Source organism: Dyadobacter soli (assembly GCF_900101885.1).
Classification (GTDB): domain Bacteria; phylum Bacteroidota; class Bacteroidia; order Cytophagales; family Spirosomataceae; genus Dyadobacter; species Dyadobacter soli.
In genome coordinates this window covers 503,423-527,826 of record NZ_FNAN01000001.1, presented here as the reverse complement: position 1 = coordinate 527,826, position 24,404 = coordinate 503,423, and the positions used below count along the sequence as shown (strand labels likewise).

Annotated in this window: 23 protein-coding genes and 1 pseudogene; 12 read left to right on the top strand and 12 right to left on the bottom strand. The window is 50.9% G+C overall.

Features of this window, described 5'->3' with window-relative positions:
- The first annotated feature begins 70 nt into the window (after positions 1 to 70).
- The 6 genes from BLQ88_RS01950 (at position 71) to BLQ88_RS01925 (ending at position 4,381) form a co-directional block, all read left to right on the top strand.
- Positions 71 to 589 (top strand): DinB family protein, encoded by a 519-nt coding sequence (locus BLQ88_RS01950; RefSeq protein ID WP_090146166.1) that lies wholly within the window; start codon positions 71 to 73, stop codon positions 587 to 589.
- A 156-nt stretch (positions 590 to 745) separates the two neighbouring features.
- Positions 746 to 1,384, top strand: a complete 639-nt coding sequence (locus tag BLQ88_RS01945) for a hypothetical protein (RefSeq protein WP_143016781.1) — start codon at positions 746 to 748, stop codon at positions 1,382 to 1,384.
- A 239-nt stretch (positions 1,385 to 1,623) separates the two neighbouring features.
- Positions 1,624 to 2,961 carry an MFS transporter gene (locus BLQ88_RS01940; protein ID WP_090146162.1) on the top strand — a complete coding sequence of 446 codons (1,338 nt, stop codon included), beginning with the start codon at positions 1,624 to 1,626 and terminating at the stop codon, positions 2,959 to 2,961.
- Positions 2,962 to 3,002: 41 nt separating this feature from the next.
- The gene (locus BLQ88_RS01935) at positions 3,003 to 3,389 is read left to right on the top strand and encodes a VOC family protein (protein ID WP_090146160.1); all 387 of its coding nucleotides are present in this window, start codon (positions 3,003 to 3,005) and stop codon (positions 3,387 to 3,389) included.
- Positions 3,390 to 3,414: 25 nt separating this feature from the next.
- Positions 3,415 to 3,909, top strand: coding sequence for a DinB family protein (locus BLQ88_RS01930; RefSeq protein WP_090146159.1), 495 nt, complete (start codon positions 3,415 to 3,417; stop codon positions 3,907 to 3,909).
- Between the two features lie 49 nt (positions 3,910 to 3,958).
- The gene (locus tag BLQ88_RS01925) at positions 3,959 to 4,381 is read left to right on the top strand and encodes a secondary thiamine-phosphate synthase enzyme YjbQ (RefSeq protein WP_090146156.1); all 423 of its coding nucleotides are present in this window, start codon (positions 3,959 to 3,961) and stop codon (positions 4,379 to 4,381) included.
- Positions 4,382 to 4,507: 126 nt separating this feature from the next.
- On the opposite strand, the gene BLQ88_RS01920 is transcribed toward BLQ88_RS01925, so the two are convergent.
- The 3 genes from BLQ88_RS01920 to BLQ88_RS01910 are packed head-to-tail and all read right to left on the bottom strand — an operon-like array spanning position 4,508 to position 7,460.
- Entirely contained in the window at positions 4,508 to 5,671 is a 1,164-nt protein-coding gene (locus BLQ88_RS01920; protein ID WP_090146155.1) for an adenylosuccinate synthetase, read from the bottom strand.
- On the bottom strand, positions 5,672 to 6,601 hold the full coding sequence (locus BLQ88_RS01915) for a hypothetical protein (RefSeq protein WP_090146153.1): 930 nt from the start codon (positions 6,599 to 6,601) through the stop codon (positions 5,672 to 5,674).
- A 4-nt stretch (positions 6,602 to 6,605) separates the two neighbouring features.
- Positions 6,606 to 7,460: a hypothetical protein gene (locus tag BLQ88_RS01910; RefSeq protein WP_090146150.1), complete on the bottom strand. Its 855-nt coding sequence runs from the start codon at positions 7,458 to 7,460 to the stop codon at positions 6,606 to 6,608.
- A gap of 279 nt (positions 7,461 to 7,739) precedes the next feature.
- Between BLQ88_RS01910 and BLQ88_RS01905 the strand changes: the two genes are divergently transcribed.
- The 6 genes from BLQ88_RS01905 to BLQ88_RS01880 all read left to right on the top strand — a co-directional run bounded on the left by BLQ88_RS01905 (position 7,740) and on the right by BLQ88_RS01880 (position 12,376).
- A complete protein-coding gene (locus tag BLQ88_RS01905; RefSeq protein WP_090146321.1) occupies positions 7,740 to 8,018 on the top strand; it encodes a hypothetical protein in 279 nt (92 codons plus the stop codon).
- Between the two features lie 13 nt (positions 8,019 to 8,031).
- Positions 8,032 to 8,412 carry a DoxX family protein gene (locus BLQ88_RS01900; RefSeq protein ID WP_090146149.1) on the top strand — a complete coding sequence of 127 codons (381 nt, stop codon included), beginning with the start codon at positions 8,032 to 8,034 and terminating at the stop codon, positions 8,410 to 8,412.
- Positions 8,413 to 8,537: 125 nt separating this feature from the next.
- Positions 8,538 to 9,071, top strand: a complete 534-nt coding sequence (locus BLQ88_RS01895; RefSeq protein WP_090146147.1) for an SRPBCC family protein — start codon at positions 8,538 to 8,540, stop codon at positions 9,069 to 9,071.
- Positions 9,072 to 9,116: 45 nt separating this feature from the next.
- The gene (locus tag BLQ88_RS01890) at positions 9,117 to 9,683 is read left to right on the top strand and encodes a DinB family protein (RefSeq protein ID WP_229212531.1); all 567 of its coding nucleotides are present in this window, start codon (positions 9,117 to 9,119) and stop codon (positions 9,681 to 9,683) included.
- A 48-nt stretch (positions 9,684 to 9,731) separates the two neighbouring features.
- The gene (locus tag BLQ88_RS01885) at positions 9,732 to 10,217 is read left to right on the top strand and encodes a TlpA family protein disulfide reductase (protein ID WP_090146145.1); all 486 of its coding nucleotides are present in this window, start codon (positions 9,732 to 9,734) and stop codon (positions 10,215 to 10,217) included.
- Positions 10,218 to 10,477: 260 nt separating this feature from the next.
- Positions 10,478 to 12,376 carry a M48 family metallopeptidase gene (locus BLQ88_RS01880; RefSeq protein ID WP_176884870.1) on the top strand — a complete coding sequence of 633 codons (1,899 nt, stop codon included), beginning with the start codon at positions 10,478 to 10,480 and terminating at the stop codon, positions 12,374 to 12,376.
- Here the strand turns inward: BLQ88_RS01880 and BLQ88_RS01875 are convergent.
- From BLQ88_RS01875 to BLQ88_RS01835, 9 genes and pseudogenes are all read right to left on the bottom strand, one after another.
- Complete coding sequence (locus BLQ88_RS01875; RefSeq protein ID WP_090146142.1) at positions 12,352 to 13,755, bottom strand: mandelate racemase/muconate lactonizing enzyme family protein; 1,404 nt, start codon at positions 13,753 to 13,755, stop codon at positions 12,352 to 12,354. The two genes, BLQ88_RS01880 and BLQ88_RS01875, sit on opposite strands and share 25 nt — an antisense overlap.
- 180 nt (positions 13,756 to 13,935) lie before the next feature.
- Positions 13,936 to 15,690 carry a RagB/SusD family nutrient uptake outer membrane protein gene (locus tag BLQ88_RS01870; RefSeq protein WP_090146140.1) on the bottom strand — a complete coding sequence of 585 codons (1,755 nt, stop codon included), beginning with the start codon at positions 15,688 to 15,690 and terminating at the stop codon, positions 13,936 to 13,938.
- A gap of 18 nt (positions 15,691 to 15,708) precedes the next feature.
- A pseudogene (locus BLQ88_RS01865) lies at positions 15,709 to 17,022 on the bottom strand (TonB-dependent receptor domain-containing protein); the annotation flags it as partial.
- A 27-nt stretch (positions 17,023 to 17,049) separates the two neighbouring features.
- The gene (locus BLQ88_RS01860; RefSeq protein ID WP_090146136.1) at positions 17,050 to 18,978 is read right to left on the bottom strand and encodes a SusC/RagA family TonB-linked outer membrane protein; all 1,929 of its coding nucleotides are present in this window, start codon (positions 18,976 to 18,978) and stop codon (positions 17,050 to 17,052) included.
- 453 nt (positions 18,979 to 19,431) lie between these two features.
- Positions 19,432 to 21,069 (bottom strand): DUF5597 domain-containing protein, encoded by a 1,638-nt coding sequence (locus BLQ88_RS01855; RefSeq protein WP_090146134.1) that lies wholly within the window; start codon positions 21,067 to 21,069, stop codon positions 19,432 to 19,434.
- 135 nt (positions 21,070 to 21,204) lie between these two features.
- Complete coding sequence (locus BLQ88_RS01850) at positions 21,205 to 21,531, bottom strand: hypothetical protein (RefSeq protein ID WP_090146132.1); 327 nt, start codon at positions 21,529 to 21,531, stop codon at positions 21,205 to 21,207.
- Complete coding sequence (locus BLQ88_RS01845) at positions 21,513 to 21,965, bottom strand: HEPN domain-containing protein (protein ID WP_090146130.1); 453 nt, start codon at positions 21,963 to 21,965, stop codon at positions 21,513 to 21,515. Before BLQ88_RS01845 ends, BLQ88_RS01850 begins: the two co-directional genes overlap by 19 nt.
- 114 nt (positions 21,966 to 22,079) lie before the next feature.
- Positions 22,080 to 23,171: a dihydrodipicolinate synthase family protein gene (locus tag BLQ88_RS01840; RefSeq protein ID WP_090146129.1), complete on the bottom strand. Its 1,092-nt coding sequence runs from the start codon at positions 23,169 to 23,171 to the stop codon at positions 22,080 to 22,082.
- Positions 23,172 to 23,387: 216 nt separating this feature from the next.
- The gene (locus tag BLQ88_RS01835; protein ID WP_090146120.1) at positions 23,388 to 24,404 is read right to left on the bottom strand and encodes an NAD-dependent epimerase/dehydratase family protein; all 1,017 of its coding nucleotides are present in this window, start codon (positions 24,402 to 24,404) and stop codon (positions 23,388 to 23,390) included.

Genomic DNA, 24,404 nt, shown 5'->3' with positions numbered 1-24,404 from the left:
ACATACTGCTGTCACTCGGCGATGTTTAGTTTGTAATGTAATCAAACAATAAACTATAAAAACCTTTGACATGGAGACTAACAACACCGCACAAGAACTGGCAGCAAGCACAACCGTTATCACCGCTGACGCACTTCTGGAACATTGGCAAGGCCACCGCAGGCTCAGCCGCAAGGTTATCGAGGCATTTCCTGAGGATCAGTTTTATACTTTTTCGATCGGCGGCATGCGTACTTACGCCCAGCTCACCATGGAGATGATCGGCCTCGCCGCTCCGGGTATCCGCGGTATCGCATTCGGCGACTGGACATTCAGCGACCCGAACCTCGACTATTCGACGCCGGCACCGGCCACGAAGGCGGAAGTACTCAACCTCTGGGACCTGATCACCGATTACATCAACACGCTTTGGCCGCAAATTCCGGCACAACGCTTCAACGAGGTGGAAGCCGCCTTCGGAATGTATGAGAACACGATCTATAATACGATCCTTTACCTGATCGACAACGAGATCCACCACCGGGCACAGGGCTTCGTGTACCTGCGCGCGCTGGGCGTAGAACCGCCGGCGTTCTGGGACCGCTCGTAATCCCGATCAATACCGCCCCATTTCTGTTCTTTCAAAGTAGCCATGATCACATGCGAACTTCGTACGAAGCAGAAATGGGGCTTTCGTTTTCATGGAATGGTTTTAGTACCTACCTTAGCAGCATTGAAACACTTGAATCAGAGACCTATGCCGCACATGAAATCCAAAGTATTGACAGTAGCCGCAGCTGCGGGCCTGCTGTTTGCAGTGACCAGTGCCCATGCGCAAGTAAGACAACCCGCGCCCACCGGGCAGGTCCCGAGGGCCTACTCCGGCGTGCAATCGGCCCCGGCGGCCACGTACAAACCTAAACCAACCGGCCAGATAGCACCGGAAGCACCGGGGCAACTCGGTACCATCGTGCAGCCCGCACCCGCCGTCGCTCCCGTTCAAAAAGTGTCGGATGTGCAGGATTTGGGGTTTGAAGTGAATTCCAGACCGGTAAACCAGCAGGGAATGGTGCCGAAAGTCAATACCTCACAAGACCCGCGGACCATGCCGGAGCGCTATCAGCCGCAGGTAATCCAGCAGCAGTCGGCCGTGACGGCAGGACAAGTACAGCAGGTACAAATGCAACAAGTTCCGACCACGGGAGCGCCGGCCGCAGGATCGCCTGCCGCAGGATCGCCTGCCGCAGGAACATCCACCGTAGGATCGCCTGCGCAAGGCACGCAAGCGGCGCCCGCACAAACTACAATGCCGACCAACACCGGCCGGACTATACCACAGCCGGGGCAGGTTAACACACAATCTGTCGCGCCACAGCCTGCCCAATCCGGTGCTGTCAGACCGTAACTCCCAAATAGCCTGAACCCCGGTTTTTTCCGGGGTTTTTCATTTCTTCCGAATAGCTCTTCCGCTGGCCAGACTTCGTTTGGCACAATCACACCCGTATTTTGTCCTATACTCACCCCGGAAAAGTGTGGGTCTGGCCGTATTTTTGTATCAACACTTCACAAGCCCGTGACAATCCGACGGTCCGAACGTCCGGCGTTCCGACTGTCCGGCGTTCCCGGCCATTAAGCCATATCGTTATGAAAACCTTTTATGCGGTACTAGCCAACTCACTGGCGGCCGCGCTTACGAACACGTTTGTCTGGTTTGCCGTCACCTTCTGGGTCTATCTGGAAACGAAGTCGGTGCTTGCCACCTCGGTGATGGCCGGGGTTTACCTTGCAACGGTGGCCATTTCGGGCTTTTTTCTGGGCTCAATCGTGGACCGTTATCGGAAAAAGACCTCGATGATGCTTTCCGCGAGCCTCACGCTGGTACTCTATATCGTCGCACTGATCGTTTACCTTGCCACGCCGGAAACCGTTTTTAAAGACGATTCGAGCGTGAATCTCTGGCTTTTCATCACGCTCTGCCTTTTTGGAGCCATTACCGGAAATATCCGCACCATTGCATTATCGACGGTGGTCACGATCCTGATCGAAGAAGAGCACCGCGATAAGGCCAACGGCATGGTAGGTACCGCAAATGGGGTATCGTTCCTGGTCGCGTCGATTTTCAGTGGTTTGGTGATCGGTTACCTTGGTGTGTTGTGGATGATGGTCATGGCGGTGGGGCTGAGCGTGCTGGTGATACTGCATTTGCTGACGATCCCCATTCCTGAAAAGGAGGTCGTCCATGCCGAGCCGCATACGCAGCAAATCGATATCAAGGGTACAATTGCCGCCGTGGGCATGGTACCGGGTCTTTTCGGGCTGATTTTCTTCAACACATTCAACAACTTCCTCGGAGGCGTATTTATGTCGCTGATGGACGCATATGGCCTCTCGCTCGTGTCCGTGCAGGCGTGGGGCATCCTTTGGGGTGTGCTGAGCCTCGGTTTTATCGTCGGCGGACTGGTGGTTGCAAAGCGTGGTTTGGGGAAAATGCCTTTGAAAACGCTGTTTACGGCCAACATTGTGATGTGGGCAATCTGTATGATCTTCCCAATCCAGTCGTCGATTGTGTTGCTGGGCGCCGGTATGTTCGTATACCTCTGCCTGATTCCCGTGGTGGAAGCGACGGAGCAGACAATCCTTCAAAAAGTAATCCCGCACGAGCGGCAGGGCCGGGTATTCGGTTTTGCGCAGAGCATTGAACAAGCCGCTTCTCCCATTACCGCATTCATGATCGGTCCCATCGCCAAGTTTGTATTCATTCCTTTTATGACCACCGGCGCGGGCGTACGCCTGATCGGCTCGTGGTTCGGGACGGGTACGGCACGCGGTCTGGCGCTTTTGTTTATCGTGACGGGCATTGTAGGCCTCATCGTAACGCTCATCGCCATGCAGTCAGCTGCGTACCGGAAATTGTCGCTCGTTTATCAGAAACCAACGCCTGAGTATGATACGGACGATGTGCCGGTCAGCGAGCAGGCCTGATAGTCTTTATATTTTTTAATCAACAAGTAACTAACACAACTATGTTTGGACAAACCAAAGCATTCAGCGGGTATTCGGTAGATAGCTTGCAGAAAGCGCAACAGTTTTATGGGGAAATACTCGGTATCGAGGTTTCGCAGGAACAGGAAATGCCGGTTCTTCATTTGAATATTTACGGAGGCTATGAAGTGATTTTGTATGAAAAACCAAACCACGAGCCGGCGACATTTACCGTACTTAACTTTCCTGTCAAAAATATCGAAGAGACGGTTAAGTCACTCAAATCCAAAGGAGTACAATTCGAAAGCTACGACTATCCCGATTTTAAAACCGACGACGACAATATCATGCGCGGCAACGGCCCGACCATTGCCTGGTTCACCGACCCCGCCGGGAATATCCTGTCGGTGATTGAAACTGAAAAATAATCAACCTTAATCTTCAACTGAAAATATGAGCAACGTAAAAAGCACCAGAATGCAGGGCATTATCGCGCTGTATGATTTGCAAACGCCCTTTTTTACATTTGTAACGGAAAATATCACCCACGAAGACATCCAAAAGCGCCTCGATACCAAGGCGAACCACGTTGGCTGGCTCGCGGGTGCGCTCGTGGAGCAGCGCTTCGACCTTGCGCGTAACCTGGGTTACGAGGGGCATCAGGAAGCGAATGAGCTGTTCAAGGATTTCAAAGGTATCCAGGATGGTGTGGAATATCCGCAGATCATGGCCTACCAGCAGGATTGGGACAAAATCACACCAATCCTCAAAGAATCACTGAGTAACCTCAGCGACGAAGAACTGGAACGCCGCATCGATATGGGACCGGAATTTTCGATGTCGCTGTACGAACTGATCACTTTCTCGATCTATCGCGAGGCGAATATCATCGGACAAATCGCGCTCTGGCGGCGCCTCCTGGGCTATCCGGGCATGCGATACATGTAAAAATAGGGGGAATTGTGCTTTCTTGCGGGTTGAATCGATCACGCATTTTATGAAAATGTTCCAGCAAGGCATTCAGCTCAAAGCAAGGAGCCGCGGTTTCCACCTCATTACCGGAGAAATTCTGCACGCATTACCATCGATCAGCGAAATCAAAACCGGGATGTGCCAGGTATTCATCCAGCACACCTCGGCTTCGCTGACGATCAATGAAAATGCAGATCCGACCGTGCGCGTCGATTTTGAAATGTACTTCAATAAGTCGGTCCCCGAAAACGACCCGGATTACCGCCACGACTACGAGGGCTCCGACGATATGCCGGCACATTTAAAAGCCTCGCTGCTGGGAAGTTCGGTGATGATACCGGTGCGAAACGGCCGCCTCGCCCTCGGCACCTGGCAAGGCATTTATCTCTGCGAACATCGCGACTATGGCGGTCCCAGGAGCCTCGTAATCACGGCCTGGGGCATTTAAGCATCAAGCGGGACGAAACCAGGAAAATGCTTATTAAAAGTATAATACATATCGTAAGTACTAACTATATATCAAGTACTTACAATATCACGCGTGTGAATGCGGATCTCCATCGCTACCGACTGCTCAACGCCATAGCCTGATCGTGTCCGATCCCGGCCCTTCGTTTGTCAAAACCCTGTCGCAGAGTGCTATCTGTTTCAAAAATGCTTCCCTGCCCGGCGCCGTCAGCACATTACCCGCTGAAAGGTACTGATAGCTGGTTAGCTGATCGATACACGATATAACCATTTGTCTTTCAGCATCTCCCGCAAAATTCGCATCACATTGCAAGGCATACCTCAGCATATCCGTATCCAGAATGCCCGTCCTGAATTCACCCTGCCGGCCGTGCGGGCCATTCGTTTCGTGAGCATTGTTGATGAGCGCTACCGGGTATTTCTCCGCAGACATCCAGCCGTTTCCGTGGCGTGTCTGGTAGGCCCGTGTGAGGTAATAGACCGCCGCATTCGTCGGCTGCCCGTTTCTGTTTAGTATTTCAAAAGCGTTTTTGCTGGTCGTGTTCGAGCGGGTCACGTTTGGAAAAATACCAAAATCCATATCGAGCAAAATCCCCTGCCCTCCTTCAAAAATATGGTTTTCAAAGCCAGTGGCGAACAATTGTTTTTCTGTGAGCAGGCGGATGATCCCACGGGCAGCGTCAACGTCGCGCATAAACTGATCAGTACGCAGGATTTCCAGTTCCAATGCTTCAATGCAGGTTTCCAGCCCGCGGGCTTTGTATTTCGTGCGGTAATAATCGTGCACAGCTTCCAGTTTGTGCCGGAAAATAGTGGGGAAAAACAGGTCTTGCGCGTAAAGTTTGTACGGCCCCTCGTTTCGCTCGACCGTTGCGCCAAATCCCACTCCTACCGTTCCGTGAACAAGATTAGCGCGGTTATTTACATTATAAAACTTATCAAAAGGCGTTGTGACCATCGCCAGCGGGTCCACGAAAAGTGCCGGATTTATGCCTGATCGCCGCAATGCATTGAATTCGCGTGCGATGCCTGTCGGATCTATCGTGCAGAAGCGCGAGAAAAACGTAGGCGTGTTTCGGAAAGATCCCGCGCCGAAGTTGGAAAACACATGGAAACGGCCGTCGGCATGTTTCACTGTATGCCCGCATTGGTGGCCGCCATTGAAACGGATCACGACCGGGTAGCTCAGCTTGGAGGAAAGGTAATCTGTGAAAACGCCCTTCCCCTCGTCGCCATAGCCCATTCCTAAAACAATATGATTGCTAGCCATTTACAGTGCGATAATACCCGAATTGCCGTGATCGCGGCGGACAAGTGAATCTTTGACAGCCACCAGTGCATTCGAAACCGATTGCCTCGTTTTGCTATCGAAACGGCTCATCGCGACATCCGCATGGACGCCTTTCACCAGCGCCACTGTGGTTGCAATGAGTTCGGCAATGTTGTTCTGATCTTCGAGCACGAGGAACCGTTCGCCAAGCAATTCCTTCCATTGGGAAAATACAAAATGATCGTTGTGGTAACTGGCCTCATTGGCGTGGATATGAAAAACGAAGTACGAGCGGCAAGCCTCGTTCAGCAGCGACTGTACCGTCAGGCTTTCTCTTCCTTTGTACCCGCATTTGGCCTGCATCAGATCGGCAGCCATCGTATCGTGAAAACCTTCATCACCGATCGTAAACAGGAAGCCTTTTTCCTGTCTTTTTTCAAATGAATCAATGGACGTGTGCCGGGCCGCGAAATACCACGCCAACGGGTAACTTTCGCGGTTCTGGCCTCCTCCTCCCCGTTCGATGAAGATTTTGGAAAGACAATCGTCCAACTCCATGGTACCCGATTCAAACTGGCCCACCTGCAAGGGGTAATCATCCGAAATATGATCACCAATGGCCATAAACATGATCTGCGGATCGAGAATACCATTGTCGATCAAGGTGTTCATCAAAGCGCCCAGCTTATTTCTGATCAGGTTTTCGGGGATCGAACCCATGGAACCGGTTACATCGAGCGCCACGATGATCGGTACCGAATCGGGATGTAAATGCGAATCGCGCGATTCACGGACGTCGACGTTATCGGGTGATAGGTCTGGATGAATTACGCCCAGTTTGTTTTGCGTGAAATTGTCGTCGATCGAGCGGGTCCGGCGCACCCGGCTTACGCTGTCGTAAGCATCATTGCTCCATGATGAATAGCCCATTATTTCAGATGTTTAAGTGTATGAATTGTGATGGAAAGTTTCTATCGAGCATCTCGCGGTATTTTTCGTAACAGGCTAAAGAATCGTCGTCGGAACTCAGCAGAAAATCGACAAACTCGCGGTGATGCGTTTTTCTCAGTGCAGTACCCAATCCGGAGCGATCGCCCAGAAGGTATGCGCCGATTCGCTTGACCATTTCGAGGTCTGCATGTTCAGTGGCCATTTTGTCGCGCAGCAATTGCCCCGGATACCAGTGCCGGTACGCCGCCGAAATGGTCGATACTTTGCCGGCTAGTTCGGCGGTGTGATAAAATCCTGCAACGGCGATCCCGTGCGTTTCGGGCACCAGCATCACGTGTGCGGGAGTCAGGCCGAGGTGCGCCCTTCCCGCGCGCCTGTGCAGCTGCATGCAGAATTCGAGCAAGCGCGATAAGACCCAGTTGACGTGCTCCTGGGGTAATGTGAGATTAGCGAGCGGAACCGCCCGGTTGAAAAGCAAAAAACTGTGATCGGAATCCCAGCTGTAAGGCATATACCGCTTGAAATGCTCCGTCGCGCCCGCCGCAATTTCAAGTTGGTTCCTCCTGGCTTGCGTAATCGCCTGTGTGTCGCCCTGGAAAAGTACCCAATGGTCGTTGGTCAGAAATTGCCCGGAATCGTCGGTAAAGCTGCTTCCGCTGGTAAAATGACGGAACATTTCGAGCAAACGGTTGGTGGCGTCCTGGGCACGGGGGTGTTTGCATTTATCGGGATGGATGGTCTTGACCATTTCCCGGAATGTCATGGCCGTGTGCCCTGTCAATGCATGGTAATGGGTGGCCTGCAACACCTGCTCGACCATTCCGCTGTCGTCTGTCATGGGTAACTCTTGTCGTTAACGCTGTCCGCGAATTGCTGCGAAAGCGGCAAGGTATCAGAAGTGACGGCACGGCAACTAAGTCATTGAGCGTGCGAGTGGTGCGGATTATCGATCGGTTTATTTCAACCTTACGGCCTCCCCGGCCCCCTTTGTCACAATCCCCCCCTGACAATGTCGCAAATCACATCTGTTTTTGTGACCTGAACCCGCTTAGTTTGTATCATCGGAATCATCACAGGCCGGGTGCGCTTCAACACCCTCAAAACCAACCGGAAACACATGGTAGAGGTATTCAAAACAAACGTGGGGAAACATAGTCAGGCGAGATTGCTGGTCGATCTGATTTGCCTTGCATTCAATGGCTATCGGGCCAGTTTCGACCTCGAAGATTGTGACAAGGTCCTGCGGGTCAGCTGCGAAAGCAATGCGGTATGCAACGCGAGCATAACCGGGTTGCTGGAAAGCTTTGGTTATGAAGCGTCCGTGATGAAAGACGAGTATTCCGGAAACGCATTGGCAAACACCGCATCAAATTCCATCCATTCTATAACCATTTAAACTACATCGACTTATGAAAAAGACAAAGATTATCTTCTGGGTTGTCACGGGCATACTTGCCCTCATGCTCGGTATCGGATCTGTTTACGACGCCATTTCCGCGCCTGAGGCGGTTGAGCACGTGACCCGCATTGGTTACCCGGCCTACATTGTTCCGTTTCTGGGTGTTGCCAAAATCCTCGGCCTGATCGCAATCCTCGTTCCGGGTTATCCCCGCATTAAGGAATGGGCCTATGCTGGCATTTTCTATGATTTGCTCGGCGCTTTTTACTCGCACATCGCATTCGGCGACGGCCCCGATATGTGGGCAGGTTTCATCATCGGGTTTGTGCTGATTGCCGTGTCCTATATCTATTACCACAAGCTGCAACGGCAAACCTTCGCTACCGTTTAGCGCCCCGCGTTACCTGTCGCAATCCGCCCTTTCTTTGGCATTTTCACACCCTTTTAGTAAGGCAGGTTTCCCATAGTTTTGTATCGTACTTATTTAAAAATCCCTTTATCTAAACTTCTTATAACATGAAGATTATCAAGAAAATCCTGTACGTAATCGTAGGCATCATTGTGCTGGTACTGGTGGCGGCGGTTTTTGTGAGCAAAGAATACAATGTCAGACGGGAGATCACCATCAACAAACCCAGCCAGGAAGTTTTTGACTATGTCAAATTCGTCAAAAACCAGCAGTATTATAACAAATGGGTGATGGCCGACCCTAACATGAAGAAAGATTATACGGGTACAGACGGCACCGTAGGCTTCGTTTACGCCTGGGACAGCCAGGACGACAATGTCGGCAAGGGGGAAGAAAAGATCAAATTACTCGACGAGGGTAAGCAGGTGAATCTTGAAGTGCGGTTCATCAGGCCATTCGAAGGGCTTGCCGAGACTGAAATGACCACCGAAGCCTTATCGCCGAGCCAAACGAAAGTGTCGTGGGGCATGAGCGGCCAGAGCAAGTACCCGATGAACATCACCAACGCGTTTATCGACGGCATGCTCGGCCCCGATCTCGAAGAAAGCCTGCAAACGCTGAAAGGTGTTTTGGAAAAATAATAACGCATTATATCGATTCATCAACAACTAAATCCAGATACAACTATGTCAGCCAATTCATCATCATCCGAAACTCAAAGCGCGGAAGCCATGGACCGCAAACAACTATTGCACGACCTCGACCAGACTGAGCAGGATTTTTACGCCGTGCTCGCTGCGTTACAACCGGCGCAAGTCAATACAGTGCCCTTCGAAGGCAGCTGGACGGCGGGCCAGGTGGCCGAACACATCCTGATGTCGGAGTCGGGTATTCCCGAGACATTGCTCGGCTCGACCGGCGAAACCGATCGCCCCGTGGCGCAGTTCGTGCCTGTCATCGAATCGATTTTCCTCGATTTTACAGCCAAATACCAGTCTCCCGAGTTCATCATCCCGTCGGACGGTCCGCACGACCAGCAGCAACTGCTCGAAGCATTCAAGGCAGAACGCGCGGCAATCCGTGAGGTCGCAGCCAACGAGGACCTCTCGCTTACCTGCAACGATTTCGAATTTCCACAGGTTGCCTACCTTACCCGCTGGGAATGGCTGCAATTTGTCCTTTGCCATTCGATACGGCATACCCGCCAGCTGCGCAACATTTCCGAAAAAGTTAGCGCCCCCACCGGCCGCTGATAGTGCAAAGATTGATAACTTGCGGACTCATTTTAATACCCAAATGCTATGTTCCGTAAGTTATCGTTCTTGTTGTTATTGCTGGTTGGCATGTCGGATGGATTTGCCCAGGTGGCCGCCAGCAGTAAGAAAATAGCCCCTTTTCAAATCCGGCTGGTAAATGGCCAGCAATACACTTCGTCTCAGCTCGCAGCCGGGCCGGTAGTACTCATCTACTTTTCACCCGATTGCGAACATTGCCAGAGCTTTACCAAAGACCTGCTGAAAAATTCCAGCGTCGTTGCCAACAAGCAGGTGGTAATGGTTACGTTCCAGTCAATGGATATGTTGAAACCGTTTGTCAATCAGTACAGTATCGGCACTCATCCAAATTTCAAAGTAGGCACCGAAGGCACGTCCTACCTCGTTCAGCGCTACTACCAGATCCGCTCGTTCCCTTACATTGCCATTTATGACAAAAAAGGAAACCTGGTGAGGACATTCGAAGGCGAGCAGCCGCATGCAGAGATTTTTAAGGCACTAAGGCAAATCTGACGGCAATAATATCCCGCATTTTATTTAAGTTGTAAACCAATGTCAAAGGGCTAAATCCCGGCGGCATTGGTTTTTTATTTATCCTCTCTATTCGAATTAAAATGCTGATTGATCAAGTTAAAGTTTCGGAAGATTTCCGAAAGTACACGCTTCGTGCATCGTTCGCAATCGCGCAATTTGTAGTCATCTATATCCTGTTAATTTGCGGGGCTGTGCTTCTCACCGGCTTATGCGCGCTCGGAGGTTATGCGCTTGTGTATGTGAAATTCACAGGAATAACATTCGGTTTGGCTATCGGATTGTTTTGCGTCGGATTCTTTGTATTGTTCTTCCTAATCAAATTCATATTTAAAAGGCACGTCGTAGATCGCTCCGGTCTCACTGAAATCAGCGAAAAAGATCAGCCCGAGCTATTTGCAATGCTGCATGAAATTGTGAAAGAATCTCAGACCGATTTTCCTAAAAAAGTTTACTTATCTCCCGAGGTTAATGCGGCCGTTTTTTACGATTCGGGATTTTGGAGTATGTTTTTGCCAATTCGCAAAAACCTCCAAATTGGAATGGGACTCGTTAATTCTTTAACGGTCAGCGAATTTAAAGCGGTAATAGCGCATGAATTCGGACATTTCTCGCAGCGCAGCATGAAAGTCGGCAGTTATGTTTATAATGTCAATTACATCATTTACAACATGCTGTACGACAACGGATCGTTTGACAATATGCTGGAACGGTGGGGAAGTTCTAATGCTTATATCAGCATAGCATCCTCCCTCGCAAGATGGGTTGTGAAGGGCATCCAATGGGTATTGAGAAAAGCTTATAATATTGTTAATCTTAACTACCTCGCGTTGTCGCGGGAAATGGAATTTCACGCCGACGAAGTCGCTGCACATTTAGCGGGTTCCGAACCGCTCGCAACCGCGCTCAAACGCTTCGAACTGGCCGACTACGCTTACTATTTTGTATCAAGCCGTTACTACCAAAATGCCCGTGGGCCCCGGAATTTTTACTCGCAACATGCATTTGTTTTGACATTCCTGGGTGAAAAAGATGGCTTAACATTTCTAAACGGATTACCCGTGGTGGTATCGACCCAAAATCGTTACAATAAATCAAAATTGGTTATCACGGATCAATGGGCGTCGCACCCGAGCGTCGACGATCGCGTAGAAAGGCTAATGGCATTGGATCAGCAAATGCGAAATGAAGATTCCCGGCGAGCTTATGAGTTGTTCCGCGAAATAGAAAACATTCAGCAAAGGTTTACCAGTGAATTGTTTTTCGCGCCCGGCTCTTCACTGGAAGAAGGCTTGCAAACAGATCAGGAATTTCAGGAAACAATATTAAAAACCTATCGCGAAGGTGCTTTCAGCGAAGTATTCAATGGGTATTACGACAACAAAAACCCCGTGTTTCCTGAGATAGACGGTAAAACTACGGTTATTGATCAGACTCAGTTATTCAACGAAGAAGCTGTGGACAGAATATATCTTGAAATAGCCCTTGAATCCGATATTCAAACGATAATAGCAATCAATGAAGGTCGTTCCCAGGTTAAATCCTTCGATTATGCAGGAAGCAAATACACCGCCGATGAAGCAGCATTCCTTTTACCAGGTTTACGCAACGAACTCGACTTCGTACGGGAGAGTATAGCAAAAAATGACGCGAACATTTATCAATTCTTCACGCAGACGGCGCTATATCAACAGAAAGAACGGCAACTGCAAACACTTACAGCAAATATGGAAAAAGTTGAAGAAACGAATGCAGGACTGTATCGTATTATCGAAGAGATGAGGGAGCAGACCCATTTTTTTTCAACAACCATCACATTCGATCAAATTGAGTTTAATATCTCTGACCTTTCCGAAACAGAAGCGAAACTCAAACAACAGCTTATCGAATTAAAGGTCAACCCGTTATACTCGGAAATAATCACGGTTGAAGTTGGTGAAATATTGGATAAATATATACAAAATAGCACCGCCTATTTCGCCGACAAATCCTACAATGAAGACGCCATCGAGTTAATGTTCCAAACAGTAAATCAATGTAATCTATTGACCTACCAAACCTATTTCGCCCACAAAAAATTACTGCTAGACTTTATGGCCGAACTATACAACACCCATCACCCCGCAAACATCGCGTCGTAATGCGCCGATGGCGCCAGAATGCCGCCGCTTTCTGCGTAGAACGATTTGTCGGTGAGGTATACGCCCTTTTGCGTTTTCGTCCAGCTGCCGTTCGCCATCGGGTGAAAGGTCGCCAGCTTGTCCCAATTCTTGTAATATTGATGGCCGTTCGTTTCCTGCAAGCCTACCGACATTCCGGGAAAAGGCTGTAAACGGGCGGCCACGTTTTTGTTCCAGTCGACCAGTATCGGGTTCACGGTGAGGTCGGCGCAGAAGCACGGGACCTTCTTTTCGTAAGCCAATTGCGTGATTTTCATGGTCATACTCAGCGTTTTGGCAATAGCTTTTACGGCAATCGCCGAATATCCCAGCTCAATCCGGTGCGCGGCGTCCTCCACGGTGTGTGCGCTCTCGTCCGCTGCTACGCGCACGCCCAGGTCGCCTACGAATGCTTCGTTGCTTTCCTCGAAAGGCTCCTCGATGACGGCAATCTGCTCGAATGCACCAATCTTTTTGGCATGATCCAGGAAACGAAGCAATGTCTCCTTCTTCTCGTACCGGCCGTTCGCGTCGAAATAATAGGGAATCTTCCCGTTTTGGGTATAAGGCGTTTCGTAATGTCCGATCGCCTTGTGTACGGCCGTCAGGAAGGCAATGTCTTTCTCGATCATTTCCTGCTGCGTTCCGGCGGCGCCTGTTTTGAGTTTTAATATAAAATACCCCTCATCGGCCGCCTGTTTGATGCGTTCCGGCGAAGTACCTACGGCGAACGACGGAATGCTGGCCACTTTTTCGTGCCGGTAGGAAAGCCCGGGCCGGTATGCGGCGGGCACCATTTCATCGAACTGCTTCATCCCGTTTTCCTGCGCATAGAGCAGCCAGGCCGCGTTGTCTACACATACGAGGGCATTCAATGCAAATGTTTTCCTCAGATCCGGGTTACCGGTAATTTTCTTTCCATAAGCGAGTACTTCCGGGAGCAGATCGTCTAGCAATTGCACGGGATCGTTGAAAGAGGTCCCTTTGATCATTTGCAACGCCCGTTCGCTCATTGCATACATCAATGCATTACCCGCACTTTCGGAATGCGCCGCGAAAACCTTCGAGTCCGACCACAAAACGCCCTGCGTTCCGAGGCCCACTTTGCGAATGCCCGAGTCGGATTCGAGCATGGCAATGGCCTGCCAGCTGTCGGTAATGGCGCTGCCTTTAAAACGGTACGGGTTCAGCGGCTCGCGCTCGAAGTTGGAGCTTACGTTCTTGATGGTGATTTTCTTCACAGCTGGCGAAAATGGGTTAAGGAATGGATTTTCAGGCGCAAATATACCGGCAGCTGCCAGCATACCCGCCCGGCGGGCGAATTCGCGTCGGGAAAAATGTTCAGGTTTTCCGGAAATCATGATTTAGGAATGTGTTTCAAAATGTCAGACTTTATAACAGGCCGCTACCCTGACCCAATATCTGAATTTTATCCAGTTTTAGTAAATCAAAATACCAATCAAACAAAATCAGCCGGCTTCTGCGGAGGCCGGCTGAGGTACATTACACTATGAGAATCTAAACTAAAAACTACCGGTGGATCATTGGTAACCCGGATTTTGCTTCAATGTCGCCTTGCCGTCAACGGTGCTGATGTCAATCTGCGTTTGCGGGATCGGGTAATATTCGTTCTTGTTGGGCGTGAATTTCAGGCCCGTCACTTCCGTCACTTTGTTGATTTCGTAGGCATAATAGGCATTCAGGAAACTATCGGCCAGTCCCCAGCGCACGAGGTCGAAAAAACGGTGCCCCTGCATGGCCAGCTCGATTTTCCGCTCGAAATAGATCGCTTTCAACGCATAATCCTTTCCGCCTGCTTTGAAGTTACCTTCCGGGTAGAGCTTAATGAGATAATTGGCTGCCGGTGTCGCCGAAAAGCCGAGTTCCGGCTTGGCATCGTCCTTGTATTTGTACAAAAAGCCTTTCGGATTGGCCGCGCGTGTGCGGATGCGGTTGACATACGCTTGCGCGATGTCGAGGTTACCCAGCTGCGCTTCTGCTTCTGCCGCGAGGAGTAACACGTCGGCGAAACTGATCACGTTATAATTGATCGCCGAGCCGGGTGCCCAGGCGGTACCGTCGTAATAGAGGTTTTTGGTCGCATTCCAGTAAATGTTTTTGAGGTTCACATACGGCCCGGTTGCCACGGAATTACGTATCCAGTTGTTGCCCGGCATTAGTCCCCAATCTTTGAATGGAATACCCCTCCTGCCCGCCGTCCAGTCGAGGCGCGGGTCGAGCGTACCGGCGTCGGGCGTGAATGGCTGGCTCGACAAGATACCGATATCGGCCTTCACCTCATGTTTGTTGTAATCGTCGAGGTAAGGCAGGCCGGTATTCGGATTGGTACGGAAAGAATTGACCAGATCAATCGAGGGCAGAAAGTTGCCGCAGCAGCCGAAAGGACTGTTGATCGGGAAATTGAGCATACTACCCTGGTTGGCAGTCGCGATCGTTCCATTGCCGACATTCGCCGCCATATCGATCGAAAACAATGCTTCGGGACTGTCCAGTTCCTTTTCCGGACGGTGGTTATCCTCGAATTCAGGATTCAGATCCACCTTTTTACCCCGGCTGGTAATGCCGCCATTGATCACGAAATCGAAATTCGTTTTGGCTTCCGGGTATTTCTTTTGGTACAAATAAACTTTACCCAGATAAGCCTGTGCCGTCGTTTTGTTGACCCTTCCAGCGTCCGGCTGCGTCGCGGTCACGTTCTCAACTGCATATTTAAAATCATCCTCGATGAGCGGCCAGATATCCTTGTCGTTCGGTTGCTTGAAATCCGTCGTGTTCTCGTCGATCCACGGCACCATATTGTACATTCTCTTCAATTCGAAATAGTAATGCCCGCGGAGAAACCTCGCCTGGCCGATGATGTTTTTCAACTCCGCCTCGCTTAGCTCCGTCGTTTTCGCAGCCACACGCAGTACCGCATTACACCGGCTCACGCCCGCATAGCTGGCTTTCCAGCGCTCGTTCAAAAACTCGTTAATAGGCTCGACGCTTGTCGAAAGCGGCATCGCGTGCGACTCGCCGCCGTACCCGCTGCCGTAAATCGCATTGTCGGGCCCAACTGCCCAGGCGGTGCCGCCATTGATATTCAATCCATAATTCCCCTGCCCGTCGAGCGCCGCATAAGCGCCGATCAGCAATGAATTGACGCCATCTTTCGTAGCCAGCAAATCTTCCCCTAACGCGCCCTGCGGCGTGTAATCGAGAAATTCTTCTTTGCAGGATGTCATCGTAAATACAGCGACAGCGCATGCCAGCAGCCATTTTTTATAACTTTTCATAATATTAGAATTAAGGGTTTAGAAACTGAGCTGAACACCGCCAAGGAACTGACGATCATTGGGATAGAGCCCTTTGTCGACTCCAAAACTCGTCGCCGAGCCGCCGATCTCGGGGTCAAGGCCAATGTATTTGGTAATCGTGAACACATTAGCCGCCTGTACATAAATGCGTAGGTTCGACACGTTGATTTTCGAAAGCAGCGACGCCGGCACGTTGTAACCGAGCTGGATATTTTTGAGCCGCAGATAGGACCCATCCTCCACGTAGTAGGAAGTCGGTGAGCCGTTGGTAGCCGAGGTCATTTTGGTCTCCTGGATCGGCAGGATGGCATTTTTGTTTTCCGGAGTCCACGAATCGTACAATGCGCGCTTGCTCTTGGCCTGCACAAATGTGGCGTAAAAATCGGTGCTGTAACGCAGCTGGTTCCAGATATCCGCGCCCTGCACGCCGTAGAAGAATGCGCTGATATCGAACTGCTTATAGGTCAGGCCGATGTTCAGACCGTAGTTGAAATCGGGGTTCGGGTTACCGAGGAAAGTGCGGTCGTCCGCCGTGATAATGCCGTCGCCATTGGTGTCCTGAAAACGGAAACGGCCCAGTGCCTGCTCGGCCTGGTACACCTTGGCAGGGTCCCCGGTGACTTGCCTAGCCTGCTCGTTGGCTTGTTCCAGCTCCTCATTGGTATTCCAGAAACCGGCAATTTTATAACCGTAAAAAGACCCGATCGGATGACCTACCTCATTGCGCACATAATTGATACCATTCAATGCGCGGCCGGTCGAGAAGAAATAGTTGGTGTTGTCGGTCACGCGGGTAACCTTGTTTTTATAGGAAGTAAATGTAGCGCCGAGATCCAGGCGCAGGTCGGGACCGAGGTTTTTATGGAAATTAGCCGACAGATCGATACCGCGGTTCGTAGTACCCGCAATATTCACAAACGGCACAGTACCAGGTCCCTGCGTTCCCGGAACCGCCGGGTTGTAAAGCAAATCCTTGATATCCTTCCGGAAATAATCAATCGAGACGTCGATCATTCCGCTCAGGAAAGTGGCGTCGATCCCGATATTCGCATTGATATTCCGCTCCCATTTCGCATCCGGATTACCGATCTGCCCTACCTGGAAACCGGGTTGGTTGGAGTTGTTGGTGCGCCCGATATCGTAATAGGAAGCGGCCTTGTCCATAATGAATGTGTAGTAACCATTATTCGCATTGACATTCAACTGGTTACCCATCACACCCCAGCTTCCCCGCACTTTCAGGTCGGCCAGCCATTTGATCCTTTGCATGAAACGCTCTTCCGAAAGCCGCCAGCCGGCGCTCACCGACGGGAACCAGCCGTACTGGTATTTGACGAACTACGAAGAACCATCACGCCGCAATGTCCCGCTTAACAAGTATTTGCCCTTGAATGCATAATCCAGCCGCCCGAATTGCGAATTCAGCGATTCGAAACTCCGTCCGCTGTAATTGCTCTGAATGCCCGAACCGGTTGATAATGTGGTATAATTTGGGTCAAAAGTGTAGAAATCGCGCGTGGTACCGCCCAGGTTCTCGAAGTAGGATTTGTAAGCCTCATTGCCGAGCACGATGGTAATGTCGTGTTGCTGGCCTATGATTCTTTTGTAAGTCAATGTGTTGGTCCAGGTCCATGCGTACCCGTTCGAAGAACCCTGTGAAAATGCATTGTACTTGGTATTCTCGTTGTTTTCATAGGTTGGGTACACAAACGACCGGGAAGTACCCGAATACATTTCACCGCCAAAATTCGTCCTGAATGTCAACCCGTTAAGCACATCCACCTCCGCAAACATGTTACCGAACAGCCGGTTCCCGAGCGTGCGGTTGTCCTTCAAACGTTCCAACGTCCCCACCGGGTTGTTACCATTGTAACCCGTCCCGAAAATACCCGCGTAGTTACCCATGATATCGCGTACCGGAAAGATCGGCGACATTTGGGAGGCCGTTTGTACGATGTTGAGGTCGGATAGTTCCGTCTGTTGGGGGTTACTCGTAATGGTGTAAGTCAGGTTTTCTCCGATGCGAATGCGTTTATTAACATTAAAAACCGTATTTGCCCGGAGGTTGTAGCGTTTCAGGTAAGTCGAAAGCATGGTACCCTGCTGGTTGAGGTAGTTGAGCGATATCATGTAGTTGCCTTTCTCCGTACCCCCGCTGACGGAGAGGTTGTGGCTCGTATTGACGGCCGGTTTGAAAACTTCATGGTACCAATCGGTGCCCGCCTTGTTGGCGCGGATAATGCGGTAAAACTTGTTGTAATCGTCGTCGGTTTTGTAGATCGGGTTGATGTAATATTTGGCCGGATCGACGGCCGGATCACCCTCCATTTTGCCGAGCGGGTAAATATAATCGGGGATCACCGGCTCCGGCCCCGAGCCGTAAATCGGGTCGTTGATCGGCAGATTCGAGTTTTTATTCGCGATCCAGCGTAGCTTCGCCTCCTCGGTTGGGCTCAGCAAATCCCATACATTCCCAGATTTCGGCACCTGCACGCCATAATAGGCATCATATTGCACAGCCACCTTGCCTGTACCTTTTTTGGTAGTAACGATAATCACCCCATTCGAGGCCCGCGAACCGTAAATCGACGCCGCGCCGGCATCTTTCAGCACCTGGATAGACGCGATATCGTTCGGGTTCAGGTTGGTACTATTCTGCGTCGGCACGCCATCGACCACGTACAACGGCGTGTTGTTGCCAAATGTATTGATCCCGCGTATACGTACCTGCGGCTCCGCGCCCGGCTGCCCGGATGAGATCACCGTCACACCGGAAGCCTGCCCCTGCAACAGGCCGGAAACAAGCCCGTTAGGCTGTTTGGTAATATTCTTCACATCCACCACCGACACCGAACCCGTGATATCCTTTTTTTTCTGCGTGGCATAGGCAGTCACCACCACTTCGCTGAGGATCTTGGTATCTGCTACCAGCTGCACATTGATTTCCGAACGGTTACCAATGGCTACTTCCTGCGATAAATAACCGATAAACGAAAATGTCAAAGTGCCATTTTCAGGCACGGCAAGGCTGAAATTCCCTTCCGGATCGGTGGTTGTCCCGACGGACGTTCCCTTCACGATCACGTTCACGCCTACGAGCGGCTCGTTCTTGTCGGACGTCACTTTGCCTTTCACTTGCGCATCGGCATGCACGACTGCCCGTTCCGTGGGCGGCAAAGCCACGGCCATTACCGTCTGGCCGCTCAAAAAAGCCGCCAATGCCACGCAGAGCGCCCGTTTTCCTGGTGAGTAGTTTTTAAATTTCATAACTAAAAAGAAGGTTTCGATCTTCCATTCGGCTGGAAAACCCGGTTTGAAAATGATAAGGAATAGGCGGCGTCTGATTGGACTCTGCCGGGATAAGTACCGGCCGTCTAATTGTGTCAATCAAACACTTTGATGGTAAGATGAAAGAATATTTAACTATCTGTTGCTAAAACAGTTAAAAAATTTCCGCAAACCTTTCCGCAATCCTTTGCAGAAATCCACTTGCGACAGGAATGCGCTAAATTCGGGTAGAGCACGCTACTGGAAACCTCTGTGGAGAACCGTCAGATTATATAATTTTTTAAATATTTCTTAGAAGATATTTTTCGGGAAACGATTTCAGCGAATCGAATTCCAGGAAACGATTTCGGGGAAACGAATTCCGCAAAACGCTTTCCGGGAATCGAATTCCGGAAAACAAAAATGCCAGGCTGTCAAAACCTGGCATTCAGCTTATTGTTCGAAATTCGGTTTGGTATTGTACTGATCCGATTGCAGCCCCCGCAACTTGACTTTCAGGATCACACCATCCGGCGTCAACGTGGAATGGTATACCTCGTCGCCATTCCAGATCCGCCTTCGCTTCCAGGCACCCTCTTCGAATGTGCCTTCCTCGACGTAAATCAGCTCCGAGGCCGAAAACCCGGAGCCCAGTCGTGGCCGGAACTGGAATTTCGTGTCGAAACCGATCAGGTAAAATTCATCGGAACCCACCTCAGCGGCCAACACACGGCCTGTCGGTTCCTTGGTGGCCTTGTAGGAAGGAAAACCGAACGTGAGCAGCAGATCGTAGTTGGAAAAATGAAGCAGCTTCTCGCCTAGCCCGTCCTCTTCTACCGCCGCTTTCAATTTATCCGTGCCTTGCAGCGAAGTAATCAATGGGATCGCCGGTGTGAGCAACCGGTAATTGGCTGCAATGTCGGTAAACTTCCCGTCCAGTTTCGTCTTGTCGCGCTGGTCATGCGGGTCGCCATGGAACGGGTCCATGCCATACGGCGCGACGCCGATTGCCCCGTAATCTCCTATCGCGTAGAAATGAAACCGGGCAAACAGCATTCCCTTCCCGGTTTCGGGCACGAACAGTGCATTATCCGGCCGCGCATATTTCTCACACAAATCCCGGAATTGCACATAATTGCGATTGTAAATATCGACCGCCAGCAAATCGATATCCGGCCCGGCAGCCTTGTAAACATCGATCATATTAGACGTAGGCCCGCCGCTCGGGTGTTCGCCCGCACGCTCAAAGCGGTTCTCGCGCAGCCACGCATTCACGTACATAGGAAGCGGATACTGCTTTTTGCCCTCGGCGGTGATATAATTGATGTATTGCGCCATATAATAAGCCGAAAACGTCTCCGGCGCATCGAAACCAAACACTTGTTGCCAGGTACCGGCTTTCTTTTTCAATGCAGCAACCAACTTTGCGGGTACCGGCCCGTTGAACAGCTTCGTAGCCTCGGGCGAGTAATCCCTGTCCGTCCCCAATGATCCGGGTTCGTTTTCAACCTGCATCATAATGACCGTCCGGTGAGCCTCATCTATCTGCCGGATGTGTGCCATTACCGCCGAAAACGCTTTCGCATCGGCATTCCGGTTCTTTTCGGAAACCGTGGCCTGCACCTGGATCGGCTGACCGCCCGCATTGAGCATACGAGGATATTCTTTCGTGTTTTCCTTCATCCACACCGGAATGTACTGCGAGCTGCCGTTTTTGAATGATGCAAACCAGAGCAATACCAACCGGATATTCTCCCGCCGCGCATCGAGGATCAGCTTGTCCAGGTCCGCGAAATCATACTTCCCCTGCTCCTTTTCGATATTTTCCCAATAAATCGGCACTTCCAGCGTATTGCAACCCAGCTCCTTCAACTGCGGCCACGTCTTATCCAGAATATCCGGCCACCCGCTCGAATTCCACATCTGCGCGCCCAACACCAGGTACGGTTTCCCATCGACCAGCAGCGTATGACGGCCATTTTTAGAAACCAGCGCCGGAATCGGCTTAGAAGTATTTTGTGTAAAAGCGGGGAAATGCAAAAGGGAAATCAAAAGGCCGGCAAACAGCCCGCAAAGGTATCGTCGTGTCATATTCAGGTTTAGAAGTTTGAAAACTGAATATGAAGCAATATTTAACCCACTGCAAACAAATAAGTTAAAAAATTTCCGCAATGCATTCCGCAAAGGTTTGCAGGGAAGGCATTGCGGAAATAACCGAAGGAACTATTACTCCGCGGCGCACATTGCCATCAAAGTATCAATCGGCTCAATTTGCGGATCTGGACACGTGATCAGCTGCCGGATAACCTGGATCGTAAATACCTTCGTCCTCATTTTATAAGGTACCGTTTCAAACAAAACATCAAACAGGAAATCGATCGCATACCAAAGCGACCGCCCATTCGCCCAAGCCGCCTCCACTTGTACGATGTACGACGTGGAAGAATCCCCAGGATAGGCTTCTTCGAGTCTGATACTGTCCAAAGGCCTTCCCAATTCCGCACAACGCGCGTTGAATGGCTTCAAAGCTTTCATCAATTCTGCTCTATCCATGCTAGTATTCCGTTATGGTTTGACAATAAATTCAGCAAATTCCTCATATCCTCTTCCTCAACCTGCCCGCAAGGCATATACCTCGCTTTCTCGTTCCATGCGTCAAAAAGTAACCCATTGGCCTTCGCGAGTTGGGGATGCAGCGCTTTTTCCTCCTCGAATTTGGCTTTCAATCCACTGAAAATAAGCAGATTGATCAGGTTATGCGTTTTTACGGCGCTCCGAATGTCTCGAATTCCTTGCAACGAATGCACCGCAGTTTCATCGAACAGGTTGGGGATTCCAAATCGCTCGGATATCTTCGCTTTCAGGGTCAATTCGGCGCTATAACCGGCCAGGTAAAATGCGCCATCGAACATCTTCTCGTTATAGAGGACGGCTGCCTCCTTTAACCGCTGCCTGGCGATGGCACGTATGGACTGAGGGTTGATCATAGTGTTGTGGTATAGTGTTCTCACCACAAACAAATCAAACTTTTCCGAGAAAGTAAAGGGGTAACTGAAAATATAACCGTAGTTATAATACTGATTATCTTTAATTTACGCCCTTCAAATCGAATTAAAAAGCCTGCACTTACCTAAATCAAATTCAATCTCATTTTCCAAAAACTGAGCCACAAATGCATCATCCACCAAATGCGGATAGGCCTCGATCACGCGTGTAATTTCTTCATATTGCCCGGGCGATAATGTCTCGTTCGGGTTGAGGGTCCAGATGCCTTCGAGGAGGCCCTGGCGGCGGAGGACTTCGTGCACGCCGGTAATGCAGCCGTGGAATGCGTGGGCGGGGTCAAAGATGGCGGCGTTCATGTCGGTAACGGCGATGTTGGTACTGAGCATCGATGCCGCATCGGTGTGGCCGGTTGCGAGGGTGTGCTTTACGGATGCCAATAGCTCGACAGCCTTAGCCGTCCAAACGGCCCAATGCCCCAGCAAACCGCCTACAAAGCGCTTTTCTACTATTTCTCCGTTGATTTCAAAGCGGTAAGGCGTCAGCAGATCGGCCACGATGTTGTCGTCGTTGCCCGTGTAAAGGGCGATTTCATCGCGGCGGCTTGAATGCGCTACGGCACGCGCAACGTCAAGCGTCTGGTAACGGTTGAATGCCGCAACTTTAATGGCGTACACATTTGGGATTTCCGCGAATTGCTGCCAGAAATCGTAGCTATAAACCCGTCCGCCGATGGCCGCTTGCAGGTAAAATCCGAATACCGGAATAATTTCCGCGACTTTCCGCACATGTGCGATGATTTCCGCCTCCGGCTGCGTTTTAAATGCCGCCATACTCACCAGTCCGAGGTCGTAACCGTACTTCACGGTAATTTCAGCCTCATTCACAGCCTGTTCCGTCAGCCCGCAAATACCGGCAATCTTGATAAAAGGCCGGTTCAAAGCCGCACGGTTCACCTCCTCTGCCGCCAGTGCAAGCACCTTTTCAAACAGATTAACCTCCGGATCGCGGATCTCGAACTGCGTCGTATGTACGCCGACTGCCACCCCACCGGCCCCGCTGGCCATGTAGTAGCGCGTCAGCCCGCGCTGCTTCTGCTCGTCCAGCCGCAGCTCCCGGGTTAACGCGAGCGGATGCGCCGGAATCACCGTCCCTTCGAAGAGTAGCTTTTTTATACTTTCTTTCAACATAATCAAGTTAATTGCCTAAAAATCAAAACACGGGTCGGGTGTTGTCATTTGTTGTCAGTGGTTGTCATTAGGTCAGTGGTTGTTATTCAAGTAGTCAATCTTATCCTGACCATTCCTGACTTTCTAGTCCCTTTCCCCTTTCCTCCCTTTCCTCCCTTTCCTCCCTTTCCTCCCTTCCTTCCTTTCCTCCCTTCTTCCCTTCCTCCATTCCTCCCCTTAAAACTCCCCCTTCCGCTCCTGAAAATGCGTCGGCTTGTTAATCGTCTTCCCGCCTTCGAGCAGCCATTGGGCCGTTATGCCGATCATTTGTTTCAAAGTCGTGCGCGGGTAGCCAAAAAGGCGGAACGACTCGGCCGCATTACTCAGCAGCGCCGTAGGCTGTTCCTCGCCGATAAACTGCGGTTCGGTGTTGAATATACGTCCAAACTCATTCGCTAGCCAGCGCAGCGATACCGTCTCCGGGCCCGTAATGTTCAGGATTTTGGAAGGCGACTCGCAATGCAGCAGCGAACGGATCGCCATTTCGTTGGCGTCGCCCTGCCAGATCACATTCACATGGCCCATCGTCACGTCCAGCGGCTTGCCGTTCAGCACCGATTTCGCTACTTCCAGCAGCACGCCATACTTGAAATCGATGGCGTAATTCAGCCGGTACAGCAGGATCGGCGTGCCGTAAACCGACGAAAAGTACTGGAACATCCGCTCGCGGCCGAGGCACGATTGCCCGTACTCCCCTACCGGATCGGCGCGCATTTCCTCCGTAGCCCCGCCCGAGCCCACAGCTGTGAACGGGTACACATTACCCGTCGAATACACCACAATGCGCGATTTACGGAATTTCTCGGCTACGCGACCGGGCAGATAAGTGTTCATCGCCCAGGTATAAGGCTCGTTGTTCGACGTACCGAACTTCTGGCCCGCGAGGTACAGCACGTTTTCAACTTCCGGCAAGTCCTGCAACTGGGTATCATCCAATACATTAGCAATAATCGTCTCGATCCCCTCTGCATTCAGTTCTTCCACCAGCCCCTCTTCGCTGAAACGCGACACCGCGATCACGCGCTTGTCGAGCCCGGCCCGCTCGATGGCCTGCATGGTAAGCCTTGCAATGCTCGGGCCGATTTTACCGCCCGCCCCCACGATCATAATGTCGCCCTCGATGCGCTTCATATCTTCGATCAGCGCCTCGGAAGGGCTAAGCCATTGTTCTTCAAGAGATTTGAAACCGTTCAT